This window comes from Paenibacillus silvae, from assembly GCF_014639235.1.
Classification (GTDB): domain Bacteria; phylum Bacillota; class Bacilli; order Paenibacillales; family Paenibacillaceae; genus Paenibacillus; species Paenibacillus silvae.
Map to the genome: position 1 here is coordinate 410,703 of NZ_BMFU01000001.1, position 12,873 is coordinate 423,575.

The window sequence follows — 12,873 nt, forward strand, 5'->3', positions numbered from 1 at the left end:
TAAGAGACGTCACTTCTTCTCCATGCCAAAAAGCCAAAACAGGAAAGCATCGTTCATGCTTCCGGCTTTGGCTATATGCCTTAAATTACATAAATATAAGTTACATCTTAATCATCTTGTCACTGTAACGGCGACCTTTTCCGCATTCAACGCGGCTACGATAATATGTTGGTAATCTAGCGCTTCCCCGTCCGCTTGACGTATATCAACAGTTCGCTGCTCCCCTGCAAGCAGATCAAAGTAGTTATCACTCATGCGCACATTACCTTGCGGGATCGAAATCTGAACCATTCGGGCTACCGCTTCAGTTGCTTGCACAAGCAATTGCCCAGTTTCTTCATTATATGAAGCTCTAATGATGCTTGGACTAAGCTGTACATCCTTTGCATCACGTAAATAATATACGTTATCCGGGCAGTCCCAGGCAGGCGCAGATAACTTCAACACCGCTTGTTCTGGAGGCAAACCTTGCAACACCTGCTTTTCGTCCCATTCTCCCAGCTTCACTACACCATTGGCCTCTACCTCGGTGTGCAGCTCCATACGATGAATGGAATAACCCTGCATATCAAAAATCTCCATGATGACCAGACCACTCAGCGAAGTTAATTGATCATTAATCACCCATACTTCTAATAACTCATCAGGTTCATGGTTTAAACTTAATAGCAACGGATGATAAAATTTACGTGCATAATAATAGGACGCTTTTGGTAGCAGCTCATAATCGATTAATGACCAGCTGGTTCCAGGCCAACTGTCGCCGTGCTGCCAGATTAAGGAGCCACTTGTACGCTTTTTGTTGCGCCGATAGTGTTCAATTCCATACTTCAATCCCTCAGCCTGAGTAAGCATCGAAAACTGGATATACTCATCCAGATCTTGAGGCACTCCTGTGAACCCTTCCATAAGTAAGATGCCCTTCTGATGGTTCGTATCCTTGTTGCGATAAGCCATCTCTACGCTTCCCCAATAGAATTGATCCTCTGGAATGTTTCGCTCCAACGTATATTTCGTAGCAGAGGCATGCATACCAAATTCACTGCTGAATAATGTGAAATCTTTTTTATAGTTTTTGAACGTGACACCCTCCACACTATAATCTAGCAAAGGCACCTCGCCAAATTTACGTGGATAGACGGAACCATGCCACACTTGCCAGTTGTGACGATCTCCATAATTCGGATCATTCGCATCATTCCCGCCATATGGAGATGAAGGCCAGTATGGACGTGCAGGGTCAAGCTGTTCTAACAACTCTGGTAAAATCTCATGATAAATCGTTTCACCATAAAATGGTGTCGTGATATCGCCGGATGACGATTTCATATCGTACAGCCAGTCAATTTCGTTATTGCCGCACCATAACGCGAGCGAGGCATGATTACGCAATCTTTGAATGTTGCAGATGGCCTCCTGCCGAACATTTTCCACAAAATCAGCATTATAATCAGGGAAAAGCGCATTGGCAAACGCAAAGTCCTGCCACACCAGTAACCCGAGCTCATCACAAAGATCGTAGAAGACGTCTTTTTCATAAATGCCTCCTGCCCAGATTCGCAGCATGTTCATATTAGCTTCTACGCCCAACATGATCAGATGTTTATATCGGGAGTCAGGAGCGGCTCCAATCAGATTATCGACCGGAATCCAGTTTGACCCTTTGGCGAACAGCTTCACACCGTTAATATGAAAAGCAAATGCAGGCTCTCCCTGTTCATCTTTCAGTACCAGCTCTACCGTTCGGATTCCAATTCGCTGCTCTCTCCGATCTACCTCCACTCCGTCTGCAAGCAGTACGGTTTCCAGTTGATAGAGGTAAGGCTTGCCCAGATCATGAGTCCACCATAATTGTGGCTCTGATACATGCAGATTGAATCCGGCCTTTTCACCTTGCAGTTCACCTTCCACTTGAGCCACAGCCTGCTGATCCGCATCAAGTAAACAAGCACGATAGGTCAGATGACCGCACCCGCGATACTTCTTCGCTTCAAGCTCAACATTAATATTGGCCTGCTGTTCGTCACAGTGCTTCGTATACGCATATACGCCCTCGAACTTGGCTTGCACATGACGCTCCAGTCTCACCTTGCCCCAGATTCCAACGGTTACAATGCGCGGCCCCCAGTCCCAACCGTAATTCATCGCTGCCTTTCGAATCCATGGACGCTCCTTCGTGTAAGACGACCACTGCATCAGTGCTTTATCCCTGTGATGAAGATAGAGTGGATCAAATCGGACAGCAATTGTATTTTGGCCTTGATGTATAACACGGGAAACATCATACACATATGTTCGGTGCATATTGCTGGCTGTACCCATCTCAAGACCGTTCACATAAACCGTAGCATGTGTATCTAAGCCTTCGAAAATTAATTCCCAGCGCTCTTGTTTGGTTGGATCGGCATCCATCTGAAAGCGTGTGCGGTACCACCACTCCTTCTGCTCCACCCAGCGTGAACGGATATCGTTATGCCCATAATACGGATGATCTATCAGCTTACGTTCAATCAGAGTGGAATGTACATCTCCAGGCACACTCGCGCTCATCCAGAAACGATCATCCAAATCTGCAGCAGCAATGGTTAGCGGCGGTTTCTCGCCCACCTCATATTGCTGAATTCTCCAATGATCACTTAATAGCATGGTTTCTGCCTCCATTTATATCATTCAATGTCTATATAATAAAATTTATTTCATTTTGGCCTCAGCCTGTTTACCTTTCTCCACCAACACATCATAAGCTGCCTCCAAGGTCACTTTACCAAACATGACACTCTCCATCTCAGACTTATACGTAGCCGTAAAATCTTCAGCACCAGGAGGCGCAGGATAGAAAGGTAAAGCCTTCGGTTTGGCCACATCCAGCAATTCTTTCCCGAAACGTTCTCCATCCGTAAGATTTGTCTCAAGGGACGCGTACACTTCATCATTAATCGGAATACCACGTGTCATCCCCAAAATTTTGCCTGCTTCCGGGTCAGATATGAACCATTTGATAAATTGCTTCGCCTGCTCCACATTTTTGGAATTCGCGCTTATAGAGAAGAAAATCGTCGACTGAGCCCAGCCACCTCCGCTCTCACCGATTGGATTGCTGTTCACTGCCAGTTGACCAGGTTTAAGTGCTTCAATCGCACTAGCCGAGCCAACCGATGCTGTACGAAGCATGACTTTACCAGAACCCAGAGAGTCGAGCTGCGGGTCATTTTCTTTAAAAGCTAGCTGTTGATCTGCTGGCGGTACAACGCCTTCTTTTTGAAATTCGGCATAGGTGTTGTTAAATTCGAAAAAGGTGTCTTTATCCAGATTGAATTTTCCATCCTGAAAAATAGGTCCTTTGCCTTTGGCAGTCTGATAAAATTGATAGAATTCCCAAATGTTGCGCAGGTCGTCGATTGGATATTTATCCTCTGGCAGCTTGCTCCGTGCTTCTTTGGCATAAGCAAAAAAATCATCCCACGTCCAGTTGTTAAAAGGTAATTTGATCCCGTATTGCTCAAGTGTCACTTTGTCATAGACCAAACCCGCACCATTGTAGCTCAAAGGCACGCCATACAGCTTGCCATCAATCTTGATGTTCTCCAGCACCTTCTCATCCACAATGCCACTCAAGTCCAGATCGGACAAATCTGCCAGTTGCCCCCGCTTGGCATAACCATGAATATATGCCGCATCCATCTGCAAAATATCCGGGAGTGAGGACGAGGCGGCAAGGGTGGGAAGCTTCTGCCAATATCCATCCCAAGATGTAAATTCCGTTGTGAGTTTGACATCCGTATGTTTCGATGTGTACAGTTCGATTGCTTTTTTGGTCGCTTCATGCCGAGCATCCGAGCCCCACCACATCATTTTGAGTGTGCCGGAGCCCTGGCCTTCACTTGCGCCCGAATTGGAACCTCCTGCACAGCCGGTCACCATTACTGCAGCCAGCACACCCATCGTCAACGTTTTCAGCCAACGTTTACCTTTGATCATCATTGAATGACCTCCCTTGTATGTGAAGTTATGTGTTACCTGTCATCAGAAATCAACCTTTGATCCCTGTTGTTGCAATGCCTTCCACGAAATGCTTTTGAGCTACAAAAAAGACGATTGCCGAAGGAATAACGGACAATAGTGACATCGCGAGCAATTGACCCCACTGCACCTCAAACTGATCAATAAACATCCGAAGTCCAAGCCCTACCGTAAACTTTTCTACCGAATTGAGGTATAGCAGCTGCGAGAAAAAGTCGTCCCAGCTCCATAAAAAGGTGAAAATCGCTACGGTCACGAGTGCGGGCTTGATTAGCGGAGCAATAATACGGAAGAAAATACCGTAAACGGAGGCGCCATCAATCTGCGCTGCTTCATCCAGTTCACGTGGAATGCCACGAATGAACTGCACAATCAGAAATATGAAAAATGCGCCGCCCCCGAAGAAATGCGGCAATATAAGCGGAACATAACTATCAACCAAGCCAAGTTTGTTAAACAAAATATATTGAGGCACAACGGTTACTTGTGAAGGCAGCATCATCGTTAGAAGCAGCACCGAAAACCAGAAGTTACGAAACCGGAAATTCAATCGCCCGAACCCATAACCCACGAGAGCCGCTGTTACAACACCACCCAATACATTCCAAAACTCCATCATTAACGTATTGGCAAAAAAACGGGCAAACGTAAAGTCAGACGTAAAGCTCCAGCCATTGCTATAGTTCTCCCATAACCAGGTCGTTGGCCATAATGACGGTGAGGAAAGTTCCGCCGTGCTTTTGAAGGAGGCTCCAATCCACCATAACACCGGGTAAATCATAAGCAGGGAAAATGGAATCAGAATAAAATGTGTCTTCCAGGTCTTCTGACTGCTAGTTATCATTTTGATTTACCTCCTTCGGATTCATAGAACACCCAGTATTTCGATACAATGAAATTCAGTGCTGTAAAGACACCGATAATCACAAGCAGAATCCATGCCAGCGCTGATGCATAACCCATCTGAAACTGCTTGAACGCCTTGTCGTAGAGGAACAACACATACATGTACGTGGAATTCGCCGGACCTCCAGCGGTAATGACAAAAGCCGACGTGAACATCTGGAATGAATTAATGATGCCGAGTACAAGATTAAAGAACATCACCGGAGAGAGCATCGGGATCGTGATCGAGAAAAACTTCCGAATACTGCTGGCTCCATCCACAGAGGCCGATTCATATAGATCTTTAGGGATTTGCTTCAATCCAGCTAGAAAAATGACCATGGTTGATCCAAATTGCCAGGCATTCAGCAAAATCAGAGTTCCCAGTGCTGTATTCGGATTGGATATCCAACCGATTCCCGTAATGCCGAACCAGCCAAGCACGTGGTTAATGTAACCATCCATGCCGAACATGTTCCGCCATAAAGCGGACACCGCAATGCTGCCCCCAATTAAGGACGGAAAGTAGATGGCTGTGCGGTAAACATTCATGCCCTTGATATCCTTGTTCAGCAAAATCGCAACCATAAGCGAGAAGAAAAGCTTAATCGGTACCGCTAATAGCACAAATGCAAACGTAACTGTAAGCGATTTCAAAAATAATTTGTCAGATTGTAAAATTTCACTATAGTTGCGCGATCCTACCCATGTTGGCGAATCCAAAAGAGAATAGTCTGTGAACGAGAGATAAAAAGATTGTAGAATCGGCCACAGCGTTAATAACAGAAAACCAATCAGCCAAGGCGAGATAAATACATACCCAGCCACATTCTGATGGTAGATCCAGCCGATTCCCCGCTTTTTGCCGAACATAGCATTACCCCGTTTCCATTGTAGTCTGTCAGCGCGAAACGCTGTATCTGAGTCCATCATAGTCATTTCATAAGTATACTGTCAACTAATTTATTAATATTATTATGTTTACTAAATTTATATTGGTTTACTTTAAGCGTTTACATAGATAAACAAAATGAATATCTCTTATGTGATAGACATTCACCCCATACCAAATAGGCTATCCTTTACATTCACCATGTAATGGATAACCTCATATGGTTGTTTTTTAGACCAGACTGCCAATGCTGCCTTTGATGATTAATTCACCTTGAATGAGACGTTTCTCATAAGGCATGGAGATATGCTTCAGCCTCCATTGCATAATTTCAACCGCCTGAATCCCAAGCACCTCTGTCTCTGCGTTTACAGTACATAATTCCGGGTATTGCGCATGAACTTCAGGATCATTGTCAAAAGCGACCACCGAGATGTCGGCAGGAATCCGTTTACCTTTCTTCTCCAATTCATTCATGCATAAAGAAGCCACCTTGTCGTTAGCGCATATAATCGCGGTAGTGGAAGAATTCTCAATCAACTGTTGCATCGCTATGCGAATCAGCTCCAGATTATCCTCACGATGCGACGGTCGGATCTGTAACAGTTCTTTGTGCGGCATATACGGTATGCCGTTTTCATCAAGTATCGCCTTAAATCCACTCCAACGATCGGCAAAACTACGAGCATATGTCCAGTCTCCTACAAACTGAATATGTCGATGGCCCTTACCTATCAGAAATTTCGTCAGCTTACGATAGATATCGTAATTGTTCATGAACACCGTATCTGAAGCGACCAGTTCATCCTCGTGATCTATGATCACAAAAGGAATACCAAGTGAACGCAACTCAACCAGCATGGCTGTCTCAATCAACCCGATTCCGATTATACCCAGTAATGCCTCTGGTCGCATGAGTTTGTTAAAGTTTTGAGGACTGTCGTCCGTAATCAGCACCGATGAGATCCCATGTCCTTCCAGACCACGAAACACTCCTTCAAGCACACGCCCCCAATAAAAGGAGTCACGATTCTGACTACGGATATCCGGAAAGAGTATTCCGATCATGCGTTCTTCTTCCTCTGTCTGCGTCTTGGAGGCCATCGTGCGTTTTGTTAGCTGTTGATCCAAATACCCCAGATTCGAGGCCACCTCGAAAATTCGTTCACGAGTTGCCGCACTGATGCCCGCCTTGCCGGATAATGCCTTCGATACTGCGTATTTAGATACACCAACCCGGTCCGCAATTTCCTGCATCGTTACTTTTTTCTTCTTGTCCAATGCTGCTCCACCCCGTCTCTTCTGAAGAGGTTTACAAAAGTAATTTTGTAAACCAAACTAATCCGTTACATCATAACAAAAGAGATGCATGCTGTACAGGAGCTGTACTCCTTCGTACAGCTTCTCGCTAATCAACACCAGTTGAGCAGCGCATAACCTGTAAACGAATCAAAAAAGACTAACCGAGATTAACATCGATTAGCCTTTTTTATTCCTATTTGTCTTAGTTAATACTTACGAGACTTTTTGACAAAATAGTTTATTCAATTATCGGCGGACTTGCGGTCCACCGATCACAGCTTGCTCTTCTGTATCCAGGTCATATGCCGTGTGCAATGCTTTAATTACATCATGCAGCTTCTCTCCATCGATAACACAGGAAACTTTAATTTCCGATGTGCTTACCATTTTGATGCTTACACCTTCGCCGGAGATCACTTTGAACATTTTGGCAGCCACACCCGGATGACTTACCATACCTGCGCCTACAATCGAGATTTTAACCAGATTCTCTTCAGAGGTTACTTCACGATATGGCAGGCGGCTGTGCAAGCCTTCAATGACATGCAGCGCTTTCTCGCGATCCGATAGCGCAACCGAGAACGAGAAGTCCGCTTTGCCGTCCATAACACCGCTCTGTACAATGATGTCTACATCGAGCTGTTCGGCTGCAAGTGCGCCAAATACTTCAGCCAGTACGCCCGGCACGTCCGGTACTCCCAAAATGCTGATGCGTGCTACATTTTTATCATATGCAATCCCACTTACTACTACGCCTTGTTCCATTGCTGCTTCCTCCTTAACAACCGTTCCTTCATTATGGTTAAAGCTTGATCTTACGATCAACGGTACACCGGAATGCTTCGCGTACTCTACCGCACGAGGATGCAACACCGCTGCTCCCAGATTCGCAAGCTCCAGCATTTCGTCATAGGAAATTTCCTTCAGCTTGCGTGCGACTTTGACGATCCTTGGATCTGTGGAATAGATTCCGTCCACATCCGTATAGATCTCGCAAGCGTCCGCCTGAATGGCAGCTGCCAGTGCAACCGCTGTTGTATCCGAGCCGCCACGGCCCAGTGTGGTGATCTCACCATCTTCCGTCATGCCTTGGAAACCGGCAACAATGACAATATTGCCATCCGCCAGAGCTGCATTGACACGTTCAGGACGGATATCCTGAATGCGAGCTTTGCCATGTACCGGCTCAGTCCGGAATCCGGCCTGCCATCCTGTGAAGGATACCGCCTTGCGTCCAAGTGCCTGTATAGCCATAGACAATAACGAGATCGAAATCTGCTCACCTGTTGTGAGCAGCATATCCATTTCACGAGCAGGCAGATCACTGTTCAGCAGCTTTGCCTGATCAATCAAATCATCGGTTGTGTCCCCCATGGCCGAGACCACGACAACACATTGATGCCCTTCATCTGCTTTTTCCACAACACGACCGGCTACACGCTTCATGCGCTCTGTATCTCCGACCGAGCTGCCCCCAAATTTCATGACGTACAATGACAACGCAAATCCACTCCCTACCTTGTGCAGTTATGCATAAATTGATGTCTTTCGTCATTATTCTCTCCGAGAAATGACTTTAACCCAGTATATTACGAAAGCGCCTGATAGGCTAATCTTTTTTCAAAAAAACCCTCTGCCAATGAGTTGGCAAAGGGTTTCTCATTCACGCTTTCAAGCTTACAGCGTATGAAAGTTACGCACGGGAGGAATATTTACCTTCACGTGTATCAATCAAAAGCACGTCGCCTTCGTTAATGAACAAAGGTACTTGTACGTTCAGACCTGTTTCAACTTTTGCGTTTTTGGTAGCACCTTGTGCCGTGTTACCTTTAACGCTTGGCTCTGTTTCAATAACTTTCAGCTCAACGCTGGTAGGCAGGTCGATACCCAGGATTTCACCTTGGTAGCTAATGATTTTCACGTTCATGTTTTCTTTGAGGAAGTTCAATTCCCATTCAAGCTGGTCACTTGTCAACGTGAATTGATCGTAAGTTTCGTTGTCCATAAACGTGTGCTCTGAACCACTTGCATACAGATAAGATACACCGCGGTTTTCGATGATTGCACGGCCAATGGTTTCACCTGCACGGAACGTGCGCTCAACCGTGTTTCCGTTACGCAGGTTTTTCAATTTGGAACGTACAAAGGCAGCGCCTTTACCCGGTTTTACATGTTGAAAATCAAGTACAGTGAAGATGTCTCCATCTACTTCTACGGTCAAGCCTGTTTTAAAATCGTTTACTGAAATCACAAAAAATCCCTCCTGGTATAAGTAAAAAGTCAGTGATATGAATGATTCATATCTCAAGTAGCTGGCAGGTTATGCAATAACGGTGAACTTCTTATCCGATTTCGTAAGGATATGGATACCCGTTTCGGTCATAACCACATCATCCTCAATCCGCACACCGCCAAGTCCATCGATGTAAATCCCCGGTTCAACAGTAACCACCATGCCCGGTTTCAACACATCATCGCTGAGCTTGGACAGACGTGGAGCTTCATGAACTTCCATGCCCAGACCGTGGCCTGTGCTGTGTCCAAACTGCTCTCCGTATCCGTAGCCTGCAATGATATCCCGTGCAAGTGCATCTGCTTCCCGTCCGGTCATACCTGGTTTCAGGTTCTCCAGCGTATGTAACTGTGCTTCCAGTACAATATCATAAATCTTGCGCAGCTCGGGAACAGGGTTGCCTGTAGCAATTGTACGTGTCAGGTCGGAGCAGTATCCGTCCAGCAGCGCACCAAAGTCAAATGTAATCAGCTCGTCCTGTCCAATCACCTTGCTGCTTGCCACGCCGTGAGGCATCGCGGAGCGTTCACCCGAAGCGACAATGGTATCAAAGGAAGAACTCGTCGCTCCATGCTTGCGCATGAAAAACTCCATCTCCAGATCCACTTCACGTTCAGTCATGCCCGGTTTGGCAAATTGCAAAACGTGGCTGAACGTGGCATCGGCCAAGTCAGCAGCCCGCTGCATAACCGCGATTTCGTCCGCATCCTTAAACATGCGAAGCTGCTCAACTATGCCGGATACAGCTTTCAGTTTAACCGATTGCAGTGATTCTGCATAAGCAGCATGTGTACCAAATGTGACTGAATCCTGTTCAAAGCCTACTTCCTTGAGGTTAGCAGCTGCAAGCAAATCCCTTACGGAATCCATCGGTTTAACGCCATGCTCCAGCACATTAAAACCTTTGGCTTGCAAGGTTGCCTGCGACATATAACGGAAATCAGTCAACAAATATGCTTCGTTTTCCGTAATAAGCACATAGCCTGCCGAGCCTGTAAAGCCCGTCATATAACGACGGTTGATCGGATTCGTAATCAGCATGGCTTGTAGTTCACGCTCAGCCATGGCCTCGCGTAACTTGTGTACTCGTTTGTTTTCCATCGGTAACCCTTCTTTCTCTCACATTCCCGGGTTCCCGGCTCAGGTTTGTTTGTCCAGATGACGCACGAGAGCCAGCAATCCCAGTTCATAGCTTACTTCGCCAAATCCGGCAATCTGCCCGATCGTTTCTGCTGCAAGCACTGAATGATGTCTGAACGCTTCACGTGCATGAATGTTGGATAGATGAACTTCCACAGTAGGAACCTTCACGGCATTGATTGCATCACGTATAGCATAGCTGTAATGGGTAAACGCCCCCGCATTCAGTATGATCCCGTCTGCCTCACCCATAGCGGCATGAATGCGGTCAATGATATCCCCTTCATGGTTGGATTGATAAAAAGCGATGGAGACACCCAATTGCTCGGCCTGTCTGCGAATATTGTCTTCAATATCCTTCAGACTCATCGTGCCATATATGCCTGGTTCACGAACACCAAGCATGTTCAGGTTCGGGCCATTGATCACAATAATTCGTTTCATTGCTGCTCCACCCTCTCTGCAAATAACCATCTGCTATTTTAACACAGCCATTGCCGGATTGAGAAGCTTTTTTGCGTCTAGGCTCCGGCTTGTTCCGGTTCCCTTTTTCGTTCGTCCGTATACTCCATCGCTACGGTGTAACCGATAAACAAACCCCAGAGCAGGAAGAAACAGATTTCCGTAAAGATAGAATCCCATGTTAACCTGTTCAGCGGCTTCATCATACCAAGCTTGGGACCTAGCAAAACAAAGAGAATCACCCACCAAACGATGCCGTAGACCATACCTGGAATAGGCCCTTTTAATTTTCGAATGGTAAAGGTGTATAGCAGGGAAGCCAAAATAGAAAACACAATAAAACACAGCCATCCTGTCAAATGCCCAGCCGAAGTATAAATGTACTCATGCTTAAAAAAAAGTTCTGCAATAAAACCGACAGGTACTACGGTAAAATGAAGCAGATGGAACAGCCAATGAATTCCTCCCCAGATCAGACCGGCAAAGAACCCCAGCTCCAGTGCAAAGGAGAATGGGTTTGTATAATAATGCGCATCCCCCTGTCTGGGTATGGAACGTCGTCCCATCACCTTGTCATCCCTTCGTCGCGGACGCCGCTGCGAGTGCGGGTCTGATTTTTCATCGTGCTGATCACGAATTGGCATTTCCTTATCGTTATAATCCGTCATCTTTAACGTCCCCTTCTTCGTAAGATGCTCATGCTATGTGCTAGACATTTTCTCACAGTTCTAGGGCGTAGTATGTTCAAAACAGGACAATCTTAACAGCTTCACCTGCGGATTACCTCATAAACTAGAAATTGCTCACAAAATTCGATACAATAAGGATATAAAACTGCCTTTCACTGTAAAGGCGTAGAACAGAATAGGAAGGTGAATGATTTGCCTCAACAATCCAAGCCTGTCAGCTACGGGGGGCAAGCTGTCATTGAAGGTGTAATGTTTGGCGGCAAACACGTCAACGTTACAGCTGTTCGTAGAAAAGACGGCGAAATTACGTATCTGGAAGTTCCCAAGCAAGACAAGACCTGGGTCATGAAATTGCGGCGGATTCCGTTATTGCGAGGAATTGTCAGCATTATAGATTCAAGTGTCAAAGGCAGCAAACATCTGAATTACTCCGCTGACGCTTATGCTGACGATGAACTGGAGCCGGAAGAAAAAGCCAAACAACAAGAGAAGCAAGGTTCCGGCTGGAGCCTTAGTATGATCATTGGTGTGACGGCTGTAGCCATTCTTTCCTTCCTTTTCGGCAAAATTGTGCTGACGTTACTGCCTGTGGTGATCGAGGACTTCTTATTTAAAAATGCATTCAACAATCAATTTTTGCATAATGTATTGGAAGGCGTTATCAAGCTGATTCTGCTGCTCGCCTATCTGTGGTTAATCTCACAGACACCGATGATTAAACGTTTGTTCCAATATCATGGAGCAGAACATAAGGTCATCAGTGCTTATGAAGCCGGGGAAGAACTGACACCGGAAAATGTTCAAAAGTACAGCAGACTGCATTATCGCTGCGGAAGCAGCTTTATCATGCTAACAGTGATTATCGGTATATTCCTGTATTCCGTATTTACCTATGATAACCTTTGGGAACGTATGGGTCAGCGTCTGTTGCTGCTTCCAGTAGTATTGGGCGTTTCATTTGAACTTCTTAAAATTACGAATTCAGTGCGTGACATTCCTGTACTTCGTTATCTCGGGTATCCGGGGCTCTGGCTGCAACTCCTGACTACCAAAGAACCAACGAATGCACAAGTGGAGGTATCCATCGCATCGTTTAACCGCATGCGTGAGCTGGATGCCAAGCTTGCGAACGTCTCTACGGCAGCTGAAGTTCCTGTAGCCACATTTGATCCTGTGAAAGGGTGAATGAA

The 12,873-nt window shown here is 45.9% G+C and carries 11 protein-coding genes; 1 reads left to right on the plus strand and 10 read right to left on the minus strand.

Annotated features, from left to right (window positions below):
• Window positions 1-111: 111 nt before the first annotated feature.
• The 10 genes from IEW26_RS01925 to IEW26_RS01970 all read right to left on the minus strand — a co-directional run bounded on the left by IEW26_RS01925 (window position 112) and on the right by IEW26_RS01970 (window position 11,560).
• Window positions 112-2,646 carry a beta-mannosidase gene (locus IEW26_RS01925; protein WP_188591107.1) on the minus strand — a complete coding sequence of 845 codons (2,535 nt, stop codon included), beginning with the start codon at window positions 2,644-2,646 and terminating at the stop codon, window positions 112-114.
• Between the two features lie 45 nt (window positions 2,647-2,691).
• Window positions 2,692-3,981, minus strand: a complete 1,290-nt coding sequence (locus IEW26_RS01930) for an ABC transporter substrate-binding protein (RefSeq protein WP_229729606.1) — start codon at window positions 3,979-3,981, stop codon at window positions 2,692-2,694.
• Between the two features lie 49 nt (window positions 3,982-4,030).
• Window positions 4,031-4,864 (minus strand): carbohydrate ABC transporter permease, encoded by an 834-nt coding sequence (locus tag IEW26_RS01935; RefSeq protein ID WP_145403930.1) that lies wholly within the window; start codon window positions 4,862-4,864, stop codon window positions 4,031-4,033.
• Entirely contained in the window at window positions 4,861-5,778 is a 918-nt protein-coding gene (locus tag IEW26_RS01940; RefSeq protein ID WP_188591108.1) for a carbohydrate ABC transporter permease, read from the minus strand. Before IEW26_RS01940 ends, IEW26_RS01935 begins: the two co-directional genes overlap by 4 nt.
• Before the next feature lie 250 nt (window positions 5,779-6,028).
• The gene (locus IEW26_RS01945) at window positions 6,029-7,078 is read right to left on the minus strand and encodes a substrate-binding domain-containing protein (RefSeq protein ID WP_188591109.1); all 1,050 of its coding nucleotides are present in this window, start codon (window positions 7,076-7,078) and stop codon (window positions 6,029-6,031) included.
• A 267-nt stretch (window positions 7,079-7,345) separates the two neighbouring features.
• The gene (locus tag IEW26_RS01950; RefSeq protein WP_145403933.1) at window positions 7,346-8,599 is read right to left on the minus strand and encodes an aspartate kinase; all 1,254 of its coding nucleotides are present in this window, start codon (window positions 8,597-8,599) and stop codon (window positions 7,346-7,348) included.
• 193 nt (window positions 8,600-8,792) lie between these two features.
• Entirely contained in the window at window positions 8,793-9,350 is a 558-nt protein-coding gene (gene efp, locus IEW26_RS01955) for an elongation factor P (protein ID WP_145403934.1), read from the minus strand.
• A gap of 69 nt (window positions 9,351-9,419) precedes the next feature.
• Window positions 9,420-10,493 carry a M24 family metallopeptidase gene (locus IEW26_RS01960; RefSeq protein ID WP_188591110.1) on the minus strand — a complete coding sequence of 358 codons (1,074 nt, stop codon included), beginning with the start codon at window positions 10,491-10,493 and terminating at the stop codon, window positions 9,420-9,422.
• A 39-nt stretch (window positions 10,494-10,532) separates the two neighbouring features.
• A complete protein-coding gene (aroQ, locus tag IEW26_RS01965; RefSeq protein WP_111269667.1) occupies window positions 10,533-10,976 on the minus strand; it encodes a type II 3-dehydroquinate dehydratase in 444 nt (147 codons plus the stop codon).
• Window positions 10,977-11,053: 77 nt separating this feature from the next.
• Complete coding sequence (locus tag IEW26_RS01970) at window positions 11,054-11,560, minus strand: YqhR family membrane protein (RefSeq protein WP_229729682.1); 507 nt, start codon at window positions 11,558-11,560, stop codon at window positions 11,054-11,056.
• Between the two features lie 315 nt (window positions 11,561-11,875).
• Between IEW26_RS01970 and IEW26_RS01975 the strand changes: the two genes are divergently transcribed.
• Window positions 11,876-12,868: a DUF1385 domain-containing protein gene (locus IEW26_RS01975; protein WP_111269668.1), complete on the plus strand. Its 993-nt coding sequence runs from the start codon at window positions 11,876-11,878 to the stop codon at window positions 12,866-12,868.
• The last annotated feature ends 5 nt before the right edge of the window (window positions 12,869-12,873 follow it).